The 21,755-nt window shown below is 61.5% G+C and carries 10 protein-coding genes; 8 read left to right on the forward strand and 2 right to left on the reverse strand.

Annotated features, from left to right (window positions below):
- The 3 genes from EYB53_RS17425 to EYB53_RS17435 form a co-directional block, all read left to right on the forward strand.
- A partial coding sequence (locus EYB53_RS17425) for a DUF4351 domain-containing protein (RefSeq protein WP_135479690.1) occupies window positions 1-698 on the forward strand: 698 nt, incomplete at its 5' end.
- Window positions 699-1,473: 775 nt separating this feature from the next.
- Window positions 1,474-4,857 (forward strand): SUMF1/EgtB/PvdO family nonheme iron enzyme, encoded by a 3,384-nt coding sequence (locus tag EYB53_RS17430; protein WP_167857457.1) that lies wholly within the window; start codon window positions 1,474-1,476, stop codon window positions 4,855-4,857.
- Window positions 4,858-5,734: 877 nt separating this feature from the next.
- Window positions 5,735-6,757: a DUF4351 domain-containing protein gene (locus EYB53_RS17435; RefSeq protein ID WP_167857458.1), complete on the forward strand. Its 1,023-nt coding sequence runs from the start codon at window positions 5,735-5,737 to the stop codon at window positions 6,755-6,757.
- 278 nt (window positions 6,758-7,035) lie between these two features.
- Here EYB53_RS17435 and EYB53_RS17440 read toward each other — a convergent pair whose 3' ends face one another.
- Complete coding sequence (locus EYB53_RS17440) at window positions 7,036-9,828, reverse strand: class I SAM-dependent DNA methyltransferase (RefSeq protein WP_135479693.1); 2,793 nt, start codon at window positions 9,826-9,828, stop codon at window positions 7,036-7,038.
- 643 nt (window positions 9,829-10,471) lie between these two features.
- Here EYB53_RS17440 and EYB53_RS17445 point away from each other — a divergent pair.
- The 5 genes from EYB53_RS17445 to EYB53_RS26650 all read left to right on the forward strand — a co-directional run bounded on the left by EYB53_RS17445 (window position 10,472) and on the right by EYB53_RS26650 (window position 18,095).
- Window positions 10,472-11,458 (forward strand): DUF4351 domain-containing protein, encoded by a 987-nt coding sequence (locus EYB53_RS17445; RefSeq protein WP_167857459.1) that lies wholly within the window; start codon window positions 10,472-10,474, stop codon window positions 11,456-11,458.
- Between the two features lie 400 nt (window positions 11,459-11,858).
- Window positions 11,859-15,314 carry an SUMF1/EgtB/PvdO family nonheme iron enzyme gene (locus tag EYB53_RS17450; RefSeq protein ID WP_135479695.1) on the forward strand — a complete coding sequence of 1,152 codons (3,456 nt, stop codon included), beginning with the start codon at window positions 11,859-11,861 and terminating at the stop codon, window positions 15,312-15,314.
- Window positions 15,315-15,833: 519 nt separating this feature from the next.
- Entirely contained in the window at window positions 15,834-16,604 is a 771-nt protein-coding gene (locus EYB53_RS17455) for an RNA-directed DNA polymerase (protein ID WP_135479696.1), read from the forward strand.
- Window positions 16,601-16,972, forward strand: a complete 372-nt coding sequence (avd, locus tag EYB53_RS17460; protein ID WP_135479697.1) for a diversity-generating retroelement protein Avd — start codon at window positions 16,601-16,603, stop codon at window positions 16,970-16,972. The genes EYB53_RS17455 and avd overlap by 4 nt, the downstream gene beginning before the upstream one ends.
- A gap of 472 nt (window positions 16,973-17,444) precedes the next feature.
- Window positions 17,445-18,095 (forward strand): DUF4351 domain-containing protein, encoded by a 651-nt coding sequence (locus EYB53_RS26650; RefSeq protein ID WP_135479698.1) that lies wholly within the window; start codon window positions 17,445-17,447, stop codon window positions 18,093-18,095.
- Between the two features lie 1,479 nt (window positions 18,096-19,574).
- Here the strand turns inward: EYB53_RS26650 and recD2 are convergent.
- Complete coding sequence (recD2, locus tag EYB53_RS17470) at window positions 19,575-21,749, reverse strand: SF1B family DNA helicase RecD2 (RefSeq protein ID WP_135479699.1); 2,175 nt, start codon at window positions 21,747-21,749, stop codon at window positions 19,575-19,577.
- Window positions 21,750-21,755 lie beyond the last annotated feature (6 nt).

The following is a 21,755-nucleotide window of genomic DNA, read 5'->3' on the forward strand; positions in this document are numbered from 1 at the left end:
CCCAGATCTTCGTGCGCGAACGCCGCCCCGTGATCAGCCTCGCCGTCTTGAGCGACGACCAACCGGGGTGGCACCCGCGCTCCTTTGGCTACGCCGAAGCCGGGTGCGTAATACGGCTCGACTTCCCCACGGTCAAACTCTTGGAGCTTGACCTGGCGATGCTCGAAACAAGCCGCAACCCCATCGCGATGGTCATCCTGATCCACCGCGACGCGCAGGCCACCCGTGGGCAACCCGAGGAGCGGCTGCGGCGCAAATTGGCCCGCTTTCGCGCCTTCTTCCGCAACGGATATAGTGCCGCCGATATGCGCCGGCTCTATCGCGTGCTCGATCAACTGTTGCGCCTCAACCCCAGCATGCACGCGACGGTTCGTGCTACAATGCGCCTGATTGAACAGGAGGAGACCCAGATGGACACCTTTGTGACCAGTATTGAGGAGCTTGCGTTCGCCGAGGGGGTCGAGAAGGGGGTCGAGAAGGGCATCGAGAAGGGCATCGAGCAAGGGCGTCACCAGACGCTCCAGGAAGTCGTGCTGCGCCTCCTCCCGCGGCGGTGCGGCCCATTGCCGGAGCCGGTGCATCATCACGTACTCGCTCTGAGCCCCGAACACCTCCTGGACTTGAGCGAGACCTTGCTCGATTTCACGAGTCTGGATGATCTCCAGGCCTGGTTGGATCATACGTGCCCGTCGGGATAAGGCCGGTGAGCGCAGCAGCGAGTAGCCCGTGGATCGCCACGGCGCACACCTGAAAGGCCGGGGGGCGCAGTAGCGATCAGCCTATCGGGTGCGGGTTGTGTCACCGGGGGGCCGGTGGGCGCAGCAGCGATGGCAGGGGCGTTTGGGCAACGGGCGAGGGGCACGGGCAAGCCGTGCCCCTACACGCGGCAATGCTGCCTCTGGGCACGGCACCATCCCCGCGTACGCGTCCATCCCTGGATGCCCATCCCATCGCCGTGTTACGCATATGTAGGGGCGCAGCAGCCCCTGCGCATCGGTTGATCGCAACGTCATCCCCATTGCTGCTGCGCCCTGCCGTGGGTTTGGCACCATCCCCGCGTACGCATCCATCCCGGCGCCGCGATCCGCCCGTGGGGGCACGGCACCGCCGTGCCCCTACACCCAATCCCCGCGGACACATCGGTGGGCATGGTGCCCTCGGGGTGCGGGCCGTGTCACCGGGGGGCCGGGGGGCGCAGCAGCGATGGCAGGGGCGTTTGGGCAACGGGCGGGGCACGGGCGAGCCGTGCCCCTACGCCGGGCCATTTCGCCCAGGTACCTATCCCTATCGGCTATTCACCCTTTTCCTGGGAGCGAGGGCGGCTCGCCCTCGAAGGCATTCCGAGGGCGGGACGCCCTCGCTCCCAGGGTGATTCTTTACCCCAAATTTGAACACGTACTTGTGTGTTGCTGGTTGTGTCGGCGTGGTATAGTATGGGGCAGAAAGCTGCTGTTTATTCTCGCGATGCATCATATGAACCGCAAAGAAGAGATCTACATTCTGATCGGCTTGCTGCTTGCCTTCGTTGCAGCCGTTGCTGGATGGCTGGCGTTGCCTCAGGTGCAGCAGCAATTCAATGGCTGGTTGGACAATCCGCTGTTCCTTCCCTTCATCGGGATGGGTGGGTTAGCGTTGCTCCTGGCATATGTGCTTTTACGTGATTGGATTGCGTCAGCTGTACGCTCGTTGTCACCCAGGTATCGCCTGGAAAGACGCTATCTCCAGGCGGTTGAGACCTATCTGCGACGGACACCCGCTTTGCTGGTGATTAGTCGGCAGCAGGAGACACATACTGAACTGGATCTGTTGATGGCGTATAGTCAGTTGACCCTCAGCCCTGATCCCGATCAGCCTGATCCACCTGATCTTGCCCAGGTGAGTGACCAACAGCCAACGCGACGCTTTGCAATGGAAGGGATAAAAGAGCGCGCGACGTCCCGACCGCGATCTTTGAAGCAACGAGGCTTTGAGACGCTTGCCTGGTTGGTGGTGCAAGGCAGTGTGCTTGCCCTTGCGATAGCGTCAGTCCGCGGGATTATGGTTGCCCCCACGGGTGAGTGGCAGTTTACCTGGGCGAGTCTGTTGCTTGCCCTGGTGAGCACGCTCGCCTGGCTGGGTGTGGCGATGCTGTTGCATCGCGTGATTTTGCGCCGGGTAGCAACATATCTGGCCCAACGCGGTGCGTGCTCAGCCCCTCCTGCTACGCCGGGCGCCGAGATCTGGCAATATCCATGCCTGTTGATCAGGGGCGATCCAGGAAGTGGCAAGACAACCTTGCTTCGCCATATTGCGGTGGTTTGTGCCCAGGAGATCCTGCGCTCGCCAGGGCGTCAGCGCTTGCGTGATGTATATGGGTGGCCCAGCCGTCCGTTTCCAATCTACATTCCACTCAGGGTGTTGCGTGATGCGGTGGCTTTACAGCGCCCCTTGCTTGAACAGTATGCCGAGACGTTGCGCGATGTGGCGTTGTTAGGCGATGTTGTCCGCGATCTGCCTACCGATTTCTTTCAACGCAAGGCCCAGCGCGGTGGCTGCATTATCCTGCTTGATGCTTTTGATGAGCTACGTGATGCTGATGCACGGCAACGCCTTGGTCAACTGGTTGCAACATTGCCGCCAGGCCCCGATCATCGTCGGAACCGGATTGTGGTTACCTCACGGATTTTTGGCTATGAAGGCCAGTTACGCCATCGCAAATTTATTCATCGGTTGGTTGATCAGTTGACACCACCACAACAACAGCAGTTTATTCGTACACGTTATCGTGCGTTCGCCCAATTGGGGATCAGTGCCTCAGGTGAAGCAACCCTAGCCACCTGGGACCCTGAGGTTCGATCCAGGCGACTTATCGAGCGGCTGACCGAAGATGGTGGGATCCAAAAGCTTGTCCGTAATCCGTTCCTTCTCTCCTTGATCATCTCTATCCACCTCAAGAGTCCCCGTGAATTGCCGCGCCAACGTCATACGCTCTACGAAAAAGCCCTGCAGATGCTCGTTGAGGAATGGGAACGCTTGAAAGATAGCGAGATGGATCTGGAACCGACGACTCAAGATGCTGACCTTGAGTTGCAACAAAAGTTACGCCTGCTCTATCAGTTGGCCTGGGTGATGTATGAGCGTACGCTCACTGCACCCGATGACGGTTCGCATACTGTGATCACCAGTGCTGACGCCGAGGAGGTGCTGGCCCTGGCGTTGCGCGATATTTCACCTGCAACTGCCGGGCGTACGGGGGCGGCGCTTGAATCGTTCTGTCGCTCAGAAGCAAAACGCTGGTTGCGCAACCTGGGTCAACGCGGTGGGGTGCTGCAAGAGTTGGGCAATGTCCACGGTACCAGCGAAGTTCAACTCCAGTTTGCCCACCAGACCTTCCAGGAATATCTGGCCTCACAGGCAGTGCGTGATGGTTCCCCAGAGATGCAGGGCCTGCGTGATACGCGCATCCGTGAACGCTGGAACGATGACCGCTGGCGTGAAGTGTTGCTGCTCTACAGTGCAACCATGCCCGATGCCACCCCCATCGTGCGCCATCTGCTTGCGCAGGGCAAGCAAGAGGCCGATCTTCTTGCTGGTGCCGTTCTGGCGGAACAGACGCAGCGGTTAGACCCAGAAGCTCGTGTCGAGATCTTGAACCGCCTGCATCACCTCTTTATGACGGCATCTGCTGGATCATTGCCAGTCCAGCTCGAGGCTCTGAATACGCTGGCCGAGGCTGGCATAGATGCAAGTGTCGATCTGCTCAAGGACGCCGTCCGTAAAGCGCCACACCAGAATGTGCGGGTACGCGCGATTGAACGCCTGGCACGGATGGAACACAATCATCCGGCACGCGCACCATTGCCTTCTGATCTGCAAGACCTGATGCTGGAACTGCTGCAAACCGAGCACGCCCCAGACCTACGCCTTGCGGCTGGCTTCGCGCTGGCACGTCAAGATCCACGCTATGCAGGCGATGGCTTGCGCCCCAAACTGATCCACATCCCTGCTGGCCCCTTCCTGATGGGCAGCAGCAATGAGGATCGAGAAGCAGAAAGTTTTGAGCAACCGCAGCACCAGATCGAACTCCCCGGCTATTGGATTGCTCAGCACCCGGTGAGCAACGCGCAATGGCAATGCTTCATAGACGCCAGTGGCTATCGCACCCGTCGCTACTGGAGTAGGGCCGGCTGGCGGTGGTTACGCTGTGGCTGGGAACCAGCAGAAGATTATTCCAACCCGCAAGCTATTGCTGTACTTCTTCTCGGGCCATTTTTTGATCCTCTTGTTGGTCTACTGCTGCGTCGGCAACCATTCAGCCAGCCTCACCCGGAAAGCTGGAATGACCCAAACTGGAATGGGGCCAACCAACCCGTAACCGGGATCTCATTCTATGAAGCCGAAGCCTACTGCCGCTGGCTACAGGAAACCACCGGCCACCCATTCCGCCTCCCTACCGAGGCTGAGTGGGAAAAAGCGGCCCGTGGGCCTGATGGCCGCCGTTATCCCTGGGGCAATGCGTGGGCCGACGGTCTCTGCAACAATAGCGAGGCTCGCCTGAACAAACCTTCGCCCGTTGGCAGTTATCCGCAAGGCACAAGCGTCTACGTCGCCCACGACATGGCTGGCAATGTCTGGCAATGGTGTGCAACCCGTTGGAAGAGCACCTATCCTGGGCGCAAACCTGATCTAAATGATCGCCTTCTTGACCTGATTGCGTGGTGGGCAAACGCATTTGTTGTACGCGGCGGGGCTTATTGGAACAATGCCCAAAACGTCCGGGCGTCGTACCGCTTCAGCTACTACCTCCCGCGCTCCCGCGGCAGCTTCAACGGGTTGCGGGTCGCCAGTCATTCTCCTCTGCCCGGTTCTGAATCCTGATTGCTGTTTGCTGTAACATCAGGCGTGTTTGTCTGGCACAATCAGGGGGATGTTGCACCCAGGGATGGGGTGTGGGCAAGGGTTCCTTGCCCACCCGCGCGCAGCGCGCATCCGCGATTTTTTTGCAAGGGGAGGGCGATCGGCCTGTCATCGGCGCGGGTGACGGCACCGGGGGTTCGGGGGCGCAGATCGTGTCATCGGCGCGGGTCGCCTCACCGGGGGGGCCGGGGGCGCAGCAGCCATCACAGGGGCATTCGGACAACGGACGGGCCATGGGCTGCTGCGCCCCTACGCCCGGCAACGCATCCATCCCAGCGTCGTGATCCACCCCCGCGTTACGCACATGTAGGGGCGCAGCAGCCCATGCGCCCTGCGTCAACCACAACGACCTCTATTTGCTGCTGCGCCCCGCCGTGGGTGCGGGATCGACCCCATCGCGATGATCCGCCCGTGCCCGCCCCGCCGTGGGTGCGGGATCGACCCCATCGCGATGATCCGCCCGTGCCCGCCCCGCCGTGGGTGTGGGATCGGCCCCATTGCCGCGATCGGCCTGCCATTAGGCGCGGGTGACGGCACCGGGGGGCGCAGCAGCAGACAGGGGCGTTTGGGCAACGGGCGGGACACGGCACCGCCGTGTCCCTACATCCGGCCATCACACCGCGATCGCGTGTCATCGGGCGCGTGTGGCATCACCGGGGGCGCAGCAGCGATGGCAGGGGCGTTTGGGCAACGGGCGAGGGGCACGGGCAAGCCGTGCCCCTACTTTGCGCCTTTGCGCCTTTGCGTCAATCCCCCTTCGCGTCTGCGCGTGCCCCCGTATCTTTCGCCCACCTCGTGCGGTAGAACAACCAGAATCTGTTTTGCCCGAGGAATGCCCATGGAACTCCCGCCGGCTGATTTTGATGGGGCCTGGAAATATGCGCTCGATCACTATGTTGCCCCGTTGCTCGAACTGCTCTTCCCGGAGGTCTGGCGCACCGTGGATTGGCAGCAACCGGTCATTTTCCGAGATACCGAACTGCACCAGCTTGACCCGGATGTCACCCGCGGCAAGCATCGCATCGACAAACTCGTGCAGGTACAGGCCCTCGATGGCACGCCGCGCACGATCTTCATGCACCTGGAAGTCCAGTCCCAGCGCGATGCTTCGTTCGCCGAGCGCATGTTTTGTTACCACGCCCAAATCTTCGTCCGTGAACGCCATCCGGTCATCAGCCTCGCCGTCTTGAGCGATGACCAACCAGGCTGGCACCCGCGCTCCTTTGGCTATGCCGAGGCCGGGTGCGTGGTGCGGCTCGACTTCCCCACGGTCAAACTGCTCGACCTTGACCTGGCGCTGCTCGAAGCGAGCCGCAATCCCATCGCGATGGTCATCCTGATCCACCGCGACGCGCAGGCGACCCGCGGGCAACCTGCGGAACGGCTGCGGCGCAAATTGGCCCGCTTTCGCGCCTTCTTCCGCAACGGATATAGTGCCGCCGATATGCGCCGGCTCTATCGCGTGCTCGATCAACTGTTGCGCCTCAACCCCAGCATGCACGCGACGGTTCGTGCTACAATGCGCCTGATTGAACAGGAGGAGACCCAGATGGACACGTTTGTGACCAGTATTGAGGAGCTTGCGTTCGCCGAGGGGGTCGAGAAGGGGGTCGAGAAGGGCATCGAGAAGGGCATCGAGAAGGGCATCGAGAAGGGCATCGAGCAAGGACGTCACCAGACGCTCCAGGAAGTCGTGCTGCGCCTCCTTACGCGGCGTTGCGGTTCATTGCCGGAGTCGGTGCAGCATCACGTGCTCGCCCTGAGTCCCGAACAACTCCTGGACTTGAGTGAAACCCTGCTCGATTTCACGAGTCTGGACGATCTCCAGGCCTGGTTGGCCCGCACCGGCCCATCGGCATAAGCCGGCCTCCTGCGGACACAGCAACGTACGGGCACGGCGGCGCCGTGCCCCCACGGCGGCGCCGTGCCCCACGGCCCTGACTAGGGAGGGTCTCAGGGAGGGCAAGCCCTCCCTGAAAAAACCAATCCTTCCCTGCTCGTAAGTGTTCACATGTGGGGTAACAGGCAAAGCCTGGGAGCGAGGGCGTCCCGCCCTCGAAGGCATTTCGAGGGCGAGACGCCCTCGCTCCCAGGAAGTTACCCCTGCTCAACAATGCAGCAAGTGCGGCTTGCAAGCATTTACCCGTCGCTCTGATCGCTGGCGCGTTCCAGGTTCAGCGCTAGCAACCGGGCCAGGATCGCTTCATCGCTCAGATCCACCGGCCAGCCATAGGCTGCCAGTACCGCTTCGTCCAGCGTTCGGTGCGCATTGGCGAGCCACGTCGGACGCTGGTTATAGAGGTTCGTCAGCGTGCGCTGCTTTAATTCCGCTTCGCTCGCCCCCTCGGGGTTGAGCCAGTTGTCGCGGAGTTCGACGAGCCGCCGCGCGGCACGGGCGATGGCTTCGACGTGCGCATCCCCCTCGGGCTCTTGGCCTGGCGGCCACGGCAAGGGGAAGGTTTCGAAGCAGGTGGTGGGCGTGTAGCGAAAGCCGCTTTCTGCTTCGCGGAGCTGTGTACCAGTTCGCCTGGCCCACAATTCATGTACCCTGGAGTGTACCACACCAAAAAAGTAGTCGTCCGAGCGCGCAAAAACAAGTGTGCCCTGGTTGCACAGCACCTCGGGCTGAACCCATACGAAAAGCCGATGCTTGGCTACGCCTGGGGTGGCGATGTAACGTGCTTGACCCGCCAGTGCTGTGCGCATTCCGGGGCGAGCCTCGGCATACTGCCACCATTTCGCAGCATATGCTGCACGTCGATTCTGCGAACGCACTGGATAGACGTGCGTTCGCACATACTCAAAAGGTGCTTCATAGAGCGCCGCTTCATCTTCCGATAGCAGACCAAAATCAATCGTCCACTTGCCGCGATGACGTTGCACCAGATCGATTGCACTGGCGACAGGGCGGATGACATCAGTATTGGGGCGTCTGTTTGGGTTGAGTGGTGCGCTGAGCATGTGAACAGCCGTACCAGCGTCAATATCAAAGGGGGCTTTTGCCGATGGCCCCATGAAGCATATGCCGTGATTTTCACGAAGATGTTTGATTGTGGTAAGGTTTACCGATGAGGTAAGATCGGCGTTGATGGCACTGACCTTCATTCCATCCAGCGAACGCTCGGTCTCTTTGCCATCATCAAAACCAATCATCGAAACTTGGACAGCCGCACCTTCCTGATACCACTTGCGATCACTCCAGGCCATAAAGATGTCGCCGCTATCCTTAATTCGTTCTAATACCTTTCGATTAACTCCACCGCGAATTCCCTGCGTCGCAAGCAAACCTGCCCGTTGAAACTTGTCCTGCTCAATCAATGCCCGCGCTCGCTCAAACCAGTAACAGACTAAATCGGCAAAAGCTGGCACTCGTCCCTCGTAGAGCTTGAAGATAGCCTCAATCTGCACATCTCCGAGTTCTTTGCGAACCTTATTGCCCCCCAAAAAAGGCGGATTGCCGACAATTACGTCGGCAGCGGGCCATGCGGGTTCAACGGGTTGGCCGGTCTCGTCATAGGCAAGAATGGCATCCATGCGTTGGATCGTATCCAGCGGTTTCAGGATCGGCTCGGCGGGTTGCCCAAAGCCGTTGTCGCGCAGCCACTGGATATAGCCGATCCAGACGGTGACCTGAGCGAGTTCGTGGGCATATTCGTTGATTTCGATGCCATAGAGTTGCTCTGGCGAGACACGCGGGAAAAAGCCGCCAGCGGCAAGATCCTGGGCGAGGCTGATGACCTCTTTTTCCAGGTCGAGCATCTGTTTGAGCGCGACGAAGAGAAAGTTGCCTGAGCCACAGGCCGGGTCAAGCACCCGCGTGGCCGCGATCTCGTCAGCGAAGCCTTGCAGCAAGCCCTGCAATTCATTCTGCAAACGTTTGGCCTGATTGCCCCTGGCGGCATCGCGCTGCACGGCCAGATCGCGGGCCTGCTGCGCCACCGCTGCCCAGCGACGGCGCAGCGGCGCCATCAGCACCGGCTCGATGATCAGCAGGATGTCATCACAACTGGTATAGTGCGCCCCTAACTGACTACGCTTGGCAGGGTCAAGCGAACGCTCAAAGAGCGTGCCGAGGATCGAAGGCTCAATGCTCGACCAGTCGAGCTCGCTCACGCGCTGGAGGATCGCCATACTCTCGCTATCGAGCGGAAGCACCTCGGCATTATCAAAGAGGCGACCATCGAAATGCGGGATATCCTCCATCGCAAAAAAGCCCCCGCAGTTCATCGCCGCGAAGAGTTGCCCCAATTGCTCGGTAAAGAGCGGCGCACGGCTGCGCGTCGCCTTGATCAGCTTGGCAAAGACCTGATTCGGCAAAAGACCGCTATCTTCAGCAAACAGGCAGAAGAGCAGCCGGATCAAGAAATGGGCCGTACGCTGAGGATCGTGTCCATAGCGGCGTTGCAACGTCGCCAATTGCGCAAACTCACGAGCCGCCTGCTGGGTCACCAATTCAGTTGTTTGCGTAGCGCGAAATGCATCCGGATGCCAGAAGAGATCGCGCAGCCGCTGCAACCCATCAGGCGTCAGCAGATCATCCAGCGTCAGCACCGTCATCTGCTTCACCGTATTGGTGAAATTCGTATGGATCTGGATCGTCGCCATATCAGAGACAACAAGCAACGGCGGATTCTGCAAACTCTCGCGGTACTGCAACAATTGCTGATACGCACGATCCAGATTGGCATGCTTGCCCTTATACTCCCAGGCAAAGAAGCCCCGCTTCCAGACATCAGCCCAGCCCTGACCGCCCTGCTGCTTGCCAGCACCAGCCTCAAAGGCATAGCGCGTCCCTACCGGATCATCCTCCAAAGGCGTGGGATGGCCGACCAGATGACAGAGGTCAATGAAATGCTCCTGGTAACCACTACGCTCCTTAACCGTTACCGAACGCCACTTGGCGACAAAAGCATGAGGCGAGAGTTGTGCCATAAGGAAAACCGAGGGTTGAAAATAAGCGTAATCCTGATCAAAGAGTATACCCAGAATCAGAGCAATTGCAAGGCATACGAGAGCGCAATGTAGGGGCACGGCGGCGCCGTGCCCTGCCCCGCCGCCGTGCCCCCGGACATGATCCCCACCCCGCGTACGCATCCGTCCCATCGCCGTGATCCACGCCCGCGTTACGCACCCGTAGGGGCGCAGCAGCCCATGCGCCCCTCGTCAACCACGACGACCTCTGTTCGCTGCTGCGCCCTGCCGTGGGTGCGGGATCGGCCCCATCGCGATGATTCACCCGTGCCCGCCCTGCCGTGGGTGCGGGATCGGCCCCATCGCGATGATCCGCCCGTGCCCGCCCTGCCGTGGGTGCGGGATCGGCCCCATCGCCGCGATCGGCCTGCCATTACGCGCGGGTAACATCACCGGGGGGGCCAGGGGCGCAGCAGACAGGGGCGTTCGGGCAACGGGCGGGACACGGCACCGCCGTGTCCCTACATGCACGATCAAAACCTTTGCGCCTTTGCGCCTTTGCGTCAATCCCCCTTCGCGTCTTCGCGTCTGCGCGTGCCCCCGTATCTTTCGCCCCCCCTCGTGCGGTACACCAACCAGAATCTGTTTTGCCCGAGGAACGCCCATGGAACTTCCGCCGGCTGATTTTGATGGCGCGTGGAAATATGCGCTCGACCACTACGTCGCCCCGTTGCTCGAACTGCTCTTCCCGGAGGTCTGGCGCACCGTGGATTGGCAGCAACCGGTCATCTTCCGGGATACCGAACTGCACCAGCTTGACCCGGATGTCACTCGCGGCAAGCACCGTATCGACAAGCTCGTGCAGGTGCAGGCCCTCGATGGCAGCCCACGCACGATCTTCATCCACCTCGAAGTCCAGGCCCAGCGCGATGCCACCTTCGCCGAGCGCATGTTCTGTTACCACGCCCAGATCTTCGTGCGCGAACGCCGCCCCGTGATCAGCCTCGCCGTCTTGAGCGATGACCAACCGGGGTGGCACCCGCGCTCGTTTGGCTATGCCGAGGCCGGGTGCGTGGTGCGGCTCGACTTTCCCACGGTCAAACTGCTCGACCTCGACCTAGCGATGCTCGAAGCCAGCCGCAATCCGATCGCGATGGTCATTTTGATCCACCGCGACCCGCAGGCAACCCGTGGGCAACCTGCGGAACGGCTGCGGCGCAAGTTGGCCCGCTTTCGTGCCTTCTTCGACAAGGGATATAGTGCCGCCGACATGCGCCGGCTCTATCGCGTGCTCGATCAACTGTTGCGCCTCAACCCCGGCATGCACGCGACGGTTCGTGCTACAATGCGCCTGATTGAACAGGAGGAGACCCAGATGGACACGTTTGTGACCAGTATTGAGGAGCTTGCGTTCGCCGAGGGGGTCGAGAAGGGAGTCGAGAAGGGCATCGAGCAAGGACGTCACCAGACGCTCCAGGAAGTCGTGCTGCGCCTCCTCCCGCGACGTTGCGGCCCATTGCCGAAGTCGGTGCATCATCACGTGCTCGCCCTGAGCCCCGAACACCTTCTGGATTTGAGCGAGACGTTACTCGATTTCACGAGTCTGGATGATCTCCAGGCCTGGTTGACTCGCACGTGTCCGTCAGGATAAGGCCTGCGGGCGTAGCAGTGGGTAGCCCGTGGATCGCCATGGCGCACACCTGAAAGGCCGGGGGGCGCAGCAGCGATCAGCCTATCGGGTGCGGGTGGCGTCACCGGGGGGCCGGTGGGCGCAGCAGCGATGACAGGGGCGTTTTGTGCAACGGGCGGGCCATGGGCGAGCCGTGCCCCTACGCCGGGCCATTTCGCCCAGGTACCTATCCCTATCGGCTATTCACCCTTTTCCTGGGAGCGAGGGCGTCCCGCCCTCGAAGGCATTCCGAGGGCGAGACGCCCTCGCTCCCAGGGTGGTTCTTTAGCCCACATGTGAACACGTACTTGTGTGTTGCTGGTTGTGTCGGCGTGGTATAGTATGCGGCAGAAAGCTGCTGTTTATTCTCACGATACATCATATGACACGCAAAGAAGAGATCTACATTCTGCTCGGCTTGCTTGTTGCCATCGTTGGTGCCATTGGTACATGGATGGCAGTGCCTCAGGTGCAGCCCTGGTTGAATGAGCAACTTGCTAATCCACTCTTTCTGCCTTTTGTGATCGCCGTCGGGCTGCTTTTGCTGATGCTTGCCGTTGTGCTCTTTCTCGTGCGCAACTGGTTGGTGGCAAAAGTGCGCTTGCTCTTCCCTCGGCGGCGGGTAGAGGCAGATTATCTGAAGACACTTCAGCAAGTCTATGGCAAGACGCCTGATTTGTTGGCAGCCGGTCAGCGGAGCGATATGAAGCTCATTGAGGCGTTTAGTCCGTTGACCCTGAGTCCCTATCGTCCCAATGGATTAGAGCAGACAGGAGGCAGTTCAGTTGCGTATGAAGAGCTTGCGGTAGATGCGGAAGAAGCAGCTCTGCGCGAGGTGCGTTTGCGCGATGGGCGTCGTGTACGGGGGCCTCGGTCGGGTGAGGCTCCAGGTAGGGTGCGCCAGGTGCTCGAGCGCGTTGTCTATTGGGGCCTCTGGGCGCTTGCCCAGGGGCTGTTGCTGGCTGTTTTGCTTGCCCTGTCCGCCTGGTTGCTGCGCGAGCCTGCGGGCGGTTGGCGGCTCGATTGGTGGCGAATCACGGGGGCGATCTTTGGCGCGGCGGGCTGGTTCGTGGCCGCCCGCTGGCTTCACAATTGGCTTGTGGGTAAAGACGATGTGCTGGAAGATTTGCTGACCTGGTGGCGACGGCGTAGTATGTGCATTGCCGATCCTGGTACGCCCGGTGCCGAGATCTGGGCGCATCCGCGGCTGCTGCTGCTGGGCGATCCCGGCAGTGGCAAGACAACCTTGATGCGCCATCTTGCGGTCATTTGTGCCCTGGAACGCCTGGGAACTAGGTCACAGACCCTGCGGGTTCGTACCCTCTACGGTTGGCCAGCGTGCCCATTTCCACTCTATATTCCAATGCGTGATCTGGATCTGAAAACCAGTGACAAGGATCTGTTGCAGGTCTATGCGCAGAAGCTTGCCGACTTATTCGCGAAACCGTTACCAGGGTGCGATGGCCCCTTCTTTGCCGAACGGCTCAAACAGGGTGGGTGCCTCATCTTGGTTGATGCCTTCGATGAGGTGCGGGCGGCTGGCGGATCACATCATGATGATGGGCAACGAGATATTGATATGCGCACCTGGCTCAGCCAGTTGATTGCGGCGTTACCCGCTGGCCCGCGCCAACGGCCTAATCGAGTGGTGGTGACGTCACGCTTTGTCGGCTATGAAGGCCAATTGGATGGCGAGGGCTTTGTTCAACGCCAGCTCGATGAGCTTGATGATGATCAGACGACCCGCTTTATCCATGCACGCTATGCGGCTATTGCTGCCAGTGCAAGCCGCAAGCTCGGCGGCAGTGGCGATGACCTCGATAACCTCGATTGGCAACCTGAAAGCGAAGCCCAGGATCTCATTCGGCGCTTGCCCGGCAATCCTGGTTTGCGCCGCCTGAGTCGCAATCCGCTCCTGCTTTCGTTGACCGTTGCGCTCCATTATGACTATCAGGGCCAACGCCTGAAGTTGCCCGAAGAGCGTCATACGCTCTACGAAGCGGCGATTGGCTTGATGGCAGGTGCCTGGGAGCAGCGCAAACGTCGGGTGCATGAGACCCCGGATGGCCTGGCGGAGCTGAGTCTCCAGGATCGGCTCTATCTGCTGCGTGAGTTGGCGTGGATGATGTTTGAACAAGGTGCCACAGGCAGTGATGCGCGGGCACATCTGATGGTGCGCAGCAGTGAGGTCAACGCCAAGCTTGCGCTGCTGCTGCCAAATCTGGGAGGGTTTGAACCGAACCGGAAAGAAGAAGAACGGCAGGCTGCTGCGGTGCGTTCCGCTGATACGTGGCGAAGATACCTTAGTCAACGGGGAGGGGTGCTGCTCGAAAAAGGTTTCGTGAAAGGGAGTCGTACTGATGTCTGGATGGAGTTTGCCCACCTGACGTTTCAGGAATATCTGGCGGCCCGCGCTGCTGCTACCGAAGCGACCGAAGCACGCCAGCCGATCATTCTCAACCGTTGGGATCGTCCAGCCTGGCGCGAGGTGTTGCTGCTCTATGCGGCGAGCCATGATCCCAATCCGGTGCTTCGCCAGGTGCTCGCCGCGCCGGGTCACGACCGTACCCTGCTTGCCGGTGCCGTGCTCCTGGAACGCCCGAACAAAAGCAGCCTGGAGGAGCTACGCGAAGCCACGCGATCACGCTTGCAAGCCCTCGCTTTTTCCGAACCAGATGCAAGTGAAGCCGAAGCGACTGCTGCATTAGCCCACCTTGAAGAACTGCAGATGATCCCTGCGCAGGCGGAACTACGCCACCTCGTGCGTACCGCCATCCACGGCCCGGTACGCGCCCGGAGCATCGAACTCATGCTCGAACGCAAGCTCATCAGACCACCTGCGCAGCCTCGGTCTTCGCGGGAGGCAGAACGCATGCCTGCGGTAACCGACGCCGCCCTGCGAGCACTGCTCGGCGCGATTGCCACAGACGATCTAGACTATCGGCCACGCCTCGCGGCTGGCTACGCGCTTGCTGGTGGCGATCCGCGTTTCAGTGGTAAACACTGGCGCCCGCAGATGACCCACATCCCCGCTGGCCCCTTCCTGATGGGCAGTAGCGATGCGGATACGATGGCTTACAGTGATGAGAAGCCCCAACACCACCTGGATCTGCCTGACTACTGGATCGGCACCTATCCAGTCACCGTCGCGCAGTGGCGTGTTTTTGCCAACGACGATGGCTACACCAACCGGGCCTACTGGACGACCGCAGGCTGGCAGTGGTTGCATGGCAGCACGACCATGCCTGGGCGACTTGCTCGCGTGCTGCCATGGCGCAACAACCGTCGCACAAGCACAACCAACCTATGGAAAGGGCCGGCAACCGGTGATGACAATTTGCCTGTCGTCGAAGTCAACTGGTTCGAAGCCGTGGCCTACTGCCGCTGGTTGACCGCCAAAACGGGCATCGCGTTCCGCCTGCCCACCGAGGCCGAATGGGAAAAGGCCGCCCGCGGCCCCGACGGACGCATCTGGCCCTGGGGCAGCACCTGGGAAGCCGGGCGCTGCAATAGCAAAGAGCTAGAGCTTGGCCGACGATCACCAGTTGGCAGCTTCCCTGCTGGCACAAGCGTCTACAAGGTTCACGACATGGCTGGCAACGTTTGGGAATGGTGCGCAACCATCTATGGTCGCGGCTATCCATATGCGGTCGAAGACGAGTGGCACGACGCTTACCTGGAGCAAGATGAACCACGTAGATTACGCGGCGGTGCCTTTTGGACCGAGGCCCAAAACGTCCGGGCTTCGGACCGCATCGACGGCAACCCGCGCCTCCGCAACGTCAACTTCGGGTTGCGGGTCGCCAGTCATTCTCCTCTGTCCGGTTCTGAATCCTGATTGCTGTTTGCTGTAACATCAAGCGTGCTTGTCTGGTACAATCAGGGGCATGTTGCACCCAAGGGATGGGGTGTGGGGAAGGGTTCCTTCCCCACCCGCGCGCAGCGCACATCCGCGATTTTTTTGAAAGGGCAGGGCGATCGGCCTGTCATTGGCGCGGGTGACGGCACCGGGGGGCCGGGGGCGCAGATCGTGTCATCGGCGCGGGTCGCCTCACCGGGGGGGCCGGGGGCGCAGCAGCCATCACAGGGGCATTCGGACAACGGACGGGCCATGGGCTGCTGCGCCCCTACGCCCGGCAACGCATCCATCCCAGCGTCGTGATCCACCCCCGCGTTACGCACATGTAGGGGCGCAGCAGCCCATGCGCCCCCCGTCAACCACAACGACCTCTGTTCGCTGCTGCGCCCTACCGTGGGTGCGGGATCGGCCCCATCGCCGCGATCGGCCTGCCATCAGGCGCGGGTGACGGCACCGGGGGGCCGGGGGCGCAGCAGCGATGGCAGGGGCGTTCCTTCAATGGGCGGGCCATGGGCTGCTGCGCCCCTACATGCGACCATCGCACCGCGATCGCGTGTCATCGGGCACGGGTGGCATCACCGGGGGGCGCAGCTGAAAGCTGATATTGCCCAGTTTTTTCCGTCGATTGACCACGCAATCCTCTATAGCTTGCTCGAACGCCATCTTGCCTGCAAGCCCACCCTCGCGCTGTGTCAGCGCCTTATGGCAAGTGGCGATGGCATCCTCGCCAATGAGTATACGCTCCGGCTCTTTCCAGGTGATGATCTGCTGGCGGCCCTACGTCCACGCGGCTTGCCCATCGGCAACCTGACCAGTCAGTTCTGGGCCAATGTTTACCTCAATCCGATCGATACGCTGTTGCAACGCGAATTGCGGCTGCCGCATGTCCGCTACTGTGACGACCTGCTCGTCTTTGCCGATGACAAGCCCACCTTGCACCAGGCCCATGCCCTCCTTCACGAGCGCAGCGCCCGGTTGCGGCTGACCCTCCACCCGGTCAAGACGCGTCTCTATGCCGCCGACGAAGGGGTCGAGTTTGTTGGCTATCGGTTGTTCCGTGATCATCGGCGCTTGCGCCGCAGCGGTGTGCAACGCTTTGTGCGCCGCTTGCGCCGACAACAGCGTGGGTATCGGGCGGGACATCTCGCGGCTGCTTCCATCCAGGCATCGTTACGAAGCTGGATTGCCCACGCTAAACACGCTGACACGTATCGCCTCCGTTCGCGCTTGTTACGCACGCATCCGTTTGGCAAGGAGCAGCGTCGATGACAAGCCATTCCAGTCAGTCGCCGATCTTTAGCCAGACCTATGACCTCTTGCGCTGGCTGCTTCCTTTGGCCGCCGCAATGCCACGCGAGCACCGCACAGGCCTGGGCCGACGCCTGCCAGAAGCTGCCTTTCTCTTGCAACGGCAGCTCATTGCGGCAGCCAAGCAGAGCCACAACCCGACGCCATGGTTACGGGAAGCGGATATCACCCTGGCCGAGTTGCGGCTCTTGCTGCGGCTCGCCCGTGATTTGCACATGCTCTCATTCAAACAGTATGAAGAAGGTGCGCGACGCAGCAGCGAACTTGGCCGCCTCTTAGGCGGCTGGCTCCGTCGTGGTGAAGAGCTGTCTCCGACCTCCGGGTCTTGAGATAGGGGGGCTGACCGACCCACCACCAGGTGGCGCGGCAGGAGGGTCTTCTGCCGTGGAACGTCCGGGCTTCGTACCGCAACAACAACAACCCGCGCAACCGCAACAACAACAACGGGTTGCGGGTCGCCAATCATTCTGCCAGTTGTCGGGGCCTAGCAGATTCCGGTGCTTACGGGTGGCGGTATGGCCTCGGCAGGAGAATGACAGGTCAGTCCCTGGCTGTATGGCACCGCGATACAGCCAAAGATAAACCGCCCTTCGCCCTGCAAGTAGACCTCAATCGGTCGAACGTCGGGATGGGGCATGTGAGTGAGGGGCAGGGTTATGCAACATAGCCCTGCCCCTCGCTGAGTCACCCCAGCTCTGCATATGTGCGGGGGCACGGCGTCACCATGCCGCCGTATCGTTCGCCCCCCTCGTGCGGTAGAACAACCAGAATCTGTTTTGCCCGAGGAACGCCCAGATCTTCGTGCGCGAACGCCGCCCCGTGATTAGCCTCGCCGTCTTGAGCGATGACCAACCCGGGTGGCACCCGCGCTCGTTTGGCTATGCCGAGGCCGGGTGCGTGGTGCGGCTCGACTTTCCCACGGTCAAACTGCTTGAGCTTGATCTGGCGATGCTCGAAGCCAGCCGCAATCCTATCGCGATGGTCATCCTGATCCACCGCGACGCGCAGGCGACCCGTGGGCAACCTGCGGAACGGCTGCGGCGCAAATTGGCCCGCTTTCGGGCCTTCTTCCGCAACGGCTACACAGCCGCCGACATGCGCCGGCTCTATCGCGTGCTTGATCAACTGTTGCGCCTTAACCCCAGCATGCACACGACGGTTCGTGCTACAATGCGCCTGATTGAACAGGAGGAGACCCAGATGGACACGTTTGTGACCAGTATTGAGGAGCTTGCGTTCGCCGAGGGGGTCGAGAAGGGGGTCGAGCAAGGACGTCACCAGACGCTCCAGGAAGTCGTGCTGCGCCTCCTCTCGCGACGGTGCGGCCCATTGCCGGAGCCGGTGCATCATCACGTACTCGCTCTGAGCCCCGAACACCTCCTGGACTTGAGCGAGACCTTGCTCGATTTCACGAGTCTGGATGATCTCCAGGCCTGGTTGACTCGCACCTGACCATCGGCATAAGGCCAGTGGGCGCAGCGGCGGGTAGCCCGTGGATCACCACGGCGCACACCTGAAAGGCCAGTGGGCGCAACAGCGATGGCAGGGGCGTTCCTTCAACGGGCGGGCCATGGGCTGCTGCGCCCCTACACGCGGCAATGCTGCCCCTGGGCATGGCACCTGCCCCGCGTACGCCTCCATCCCTGGATGCCCATCCCATCGCCGTGAGCTATCCCCGTGTTACGCATATGTAGGGGCGCAGCATCCCCTGCGCCACCCGTCAAGTGCATCGCCCCCCGTTCGCTGCTGCGCCCTGCCGTGGGTTTGGCACCATCCCCGCGTACGCATCCATCCCGGCGCCGCGATCCGCCCGTGGGGGCACGGCACCGCCGTGCCCCTACACCCAATCCCCGCGTACACATCGGTGGGCATGGTGCCCTCGGGATGCGGGCCGTGTCACCGGGGGGCCGGTGGGCGCAGCAGCGATGGCAGGGGCGTTTGTGCAACGGGCGGGGCACGGGCGAGCCGTGCCCCTACTTTGCGCCTTCGCGCCTTTGCGTCAATCCCCCTTCGCGTCTGCGCATGCGCCCTCATGGGCATGGTGCTATCGGGGTGCGGGTGGCGTCACCGGGGGGGCCGGGCTCTTGGGGGTAGGTTTTTCATATGACGTGCGGGTCATGACCAGTGCTGCTCCGATTATGAGAACAAACACCGATCGTGGAGCGGTGCCAGCCGCAGGCGACGCGGCCACCGACCGCGGCGATCGGCCGGATCGGCACGCCCTGTTGGGAAGCACGCCGACCGGACGCCCCCGCTGCCTCCGGCTCGTTCGTCTGGGGTGGACCGTCCTCCTGGTGCGGGCATGGAACCACCCCAAGGCCTCCGCCCTGTCACCCCGCTGCGCTCGCCCTGTCACCCCGCTGCGCTCGCCCTGTCACTCCGCTGCGCCCGCCCTGTCACCCCGAGCGGAGCGAGGGGTCTTCCATGCGCTGCAGTGAAGATTCCTCACTCCGTTCGGAATGACATGGCTGGCGTTGGCACCCCTTGGTGCGGGCCCTGAACCAGCAACCCATCCCCATGCCACGACGCTTGTGCCCCGAACCTTGGCCAACGACACCGCCACCTTCGTGCGAAAAAAACGAACGTCATGTCGCTCCCTCGGCGCTTGGATAAAAAACCTACCCCCAAAAGGCCGGGGGGCGCAGCAGCAATGGCATGGGCGTTTTGTGCAACGGGCGGGCCATGGGCTGCTGCGCCCCTACACGCGGCAATGCTGCCTCTGGGCAGGGCAGCATCCCCGCGTACGCGTCCATCCCTGGATGCCCATCCCATCGCCGTGTTACGCACATGTAGGGGCGCAGCAGCCCCTGCGCCCCTGTCAATCACGACGACCTCTGTTCGCTGCTGCGCCCTGCCGTGGGTTTGGCACGTTCGCCGCTATCGACATGATCGCCGCAACGCTGCCCCCGTGGATATGGCACGTTATTGGTCTTATGGCAACGCGATGAGTCTGTCTCTCAGGCCGCTGTTGCGTTCCTGGGTACGTTCGTCGGTGACGGCAGTGATGATGGCACGCTGGTCGCCGACGATGATGGCAAGTTGACGCGCCCTGGTCACGCCAGTGTAGAGTAGGTTGCGTTGGAGCATGCTGCGGTGCTGCATCAGGAACGGCAGCACAACCACCGGATATTCGCCACCTTGGCTCTTGTGGACGCTGAGCGCATACGCGAGCGCTAGTTCATCGAGCAGGCTGCCGTCGTAGGCGACGACACGGCCATCTTCAAACTGCACGCGGATCAGTTGTTCAGCCTGGTCGAAGGCAACAATTGTGCCAATGTCGCCATTGTAGACATCGAGTTCGTAGTTGTTGCGCTGCTGAATCACTCGGTCACCGAGCCGAAAGATTGTGGCCCCAAAGCTTTTTTCAGGGCGGTCGGGCGCGGGTGGGTTGAGGGCCGCCTGGAGCCGCCGGTTGAGTTCGGTGACACCAGCAGCACCTTTGTGGGTTGGTGCGAGTACCTGGATATCGCGGCGCGGATCGAGGCCAAAGCGGGCCGGGATGCGCTCGGTCACCAGTTCCACCACCCGTGTGGCACAGGCTTCAGGGGAAGGTACGGCGAAGAAGAAGAAATCGTCAAGCCCCTTGAGTTGCGGGATTTCGCCGTGATTGATGCGCTGGGCATTGAAGGCGATCCCGCTGCCTGCGGCTTGACGAAAGATTGTATCGAGATGGACGCTCGCAACCGCCTGGCTTGCGAGCAGATCGCGTAACACCCGCCCCGGTCCGACGCTCGGGAGTTGATCCGCATCGCCAACAAGCAACAGGTGGGCATGGGCAGGGAGCGCCTTGAGCAGGTGGTTGGTCAGCAAAATATCGAGCATGCTCACCTCATCAACCACGAGCAGGTCACACTCGAGCGGCCAATCGGCGCAACGGCGGAAGGGACCGCCCCCACCGGGCGCATACTCAAGCAGCCGATGGATCGTCTTTGCCTCGGCACCTGTCGTCTCGCTGAGGCGGCGGGCGGCACGGCCAGTTGGTGAAGCAAGCAGCACGCGATAGCCACGGGCCTGTGCGAGACGGACAACCGTACGCAGCGTCGTCGTCTTGCCCGTACCCGGCCCGCCCGTCAGAATGCTCACCTTGGTGGTCAGGGCCATCTGCACTGCCTCTTGCTGCCGCGGGGTCAGCACGACATCATGGCGTTCGGCGAGATGAGCAAAGACGTTATCCCAACGCGCCTGGCGATAGAAAGCGGCCATCCGTGAAGGGGCGCGTTGCTGGCGCAAGAGTGCGGCGGCCACCCCGGTCTCGGCCATCGCGAGCGGCTTGAGATAGACGGGCGTTGTCGGCTCGGCGGGGTCAACCACCTCGAGATCGCGGGCGAGCGCCGGGGTTGTCAGCACCTCGTGAACCAATATTTGCTCGGCACCGAGCATCGCCGTCGCCCGCCGGATCAGATCGTCGGCGGCGAGAAACGTGTGTCCATCGTCAGTCGCCGTACTCAGCGTATGGCGAAGCCCTGCGGCGATACGGCGGGGATCATCGTGGGCAACGCCGAGCGAGGCCGCAATCGTATCGGCGGTCAAAAACCCGATCCCATAGACCTCATCGGCGAGGCGATAGGGCTCATTGCGTACCACCTGAATTGCCTCATCACCGTACTGCTTATAGATACGGACAGCCATTCCCGTAGGCAAGCCGATCTCTTGCAGAAAGAGCATCACCTCTTTAATGCGTTGCTGCTCACGCCAGGCCATTTTGATCAACTCAGCCTTCTTGCGCCCAAGGCCGGGCACCTCGGCGAGGCGTTCCGGCTCACGGTCAAGCACCTCGAGCGTATAGCGCCCAAACGTCTCGGTGATGCGGCGTGCCGTTGCGGGGCCGATGCCCTTGATGAGACCACTGCCCAGATAGCGCCTGATCCCATCAATCGTTGCTGGCATCAGCGTCCGACAGGTAACCACGGCAAACTGGCGGCCATGGTCACGATGAGCCTGCCACTCACCCTCAAGCAGCAACGTCTCGCCGGGACGCACCCCGGCGAGTTTGCCAACAATCGTCACCAGATACGAACGCCCCGTGGGCGTCAGACGAGCGACGGTATACCCGTCTTCTTCACTCTGATACGTAATGCGCTCAAGTGTGCCTTCGAGGGTTTGCATAACCTA

Source organism: Candidatus Chloroploca mongolica (genome assembly GCF_004762035.2).
Classification (GTDB): Bacteria; Chloroflexota; Chloroflexia; order Chloroflexales; family Chloroflexaceae; genus Chloroploca; species Chloroploca mongolica.

Excerpts from the sequence above, each read along its gene's own strand:
- EYB53_RS17430 (WP_167857457.1), top strand. The coding sequence starts at position 1,474 with ATGAACCGCAAAGAAGAGATCTACATTCTGATCGGCTTGCTGCTTGCC.
- EYB53_RS17435 (WP_167857458.1), top strand. The coding sequence starts at position 5,735 with ATGGAACTCCCGCCGGCTGATTTTGATGGGGCCTGGAAATATGCGCTC.
- EYB53_RS17440 (WP_135479693.1), bottom strand. The coding sequence starts at position 9,828 with ATGGCACAACTCTCGCCTCATGCTTTTGTCGCCAAGTGGCGTTCGGTA.
- EYB53_RS17445 (WP_167857459.1), top strand. The coding sequence starts at position 10,472 with ATGGAACTTCCGCCGGCTGATTTTGATGGCGCGTGGAAATATGCGCTC.
- EYB53_RS17450 (WP_135479695.1), top strand. The coding sequence starts at position 11,859 with ATGACACGCAAAGAAGAGATCTACATTCTGCTCGGCTTGCTTGTTGCC.
- EYB53_RS17455 (WP_135479696.1), top strand. The coding sequence starts at position 15,834 with ATGGGCGGGCCATGGGCTGCTGCGCCCCTACATGCGACCATCGCACCG.
- avd (WP_135479697.1), top strand. The coding sequence starts at position 16,601 with ATGACAAGCCATTCCAGTCAGTCGCCGATCTTTAGCCAGACCTATGAC.
- recD2 (WP_135479699.1), bottom strand. The coding sequence starts at position 21,749 with ATGCAAACCCTCGAAGGCACACTTGAGCGCATTACGTATCAGAGTGAA.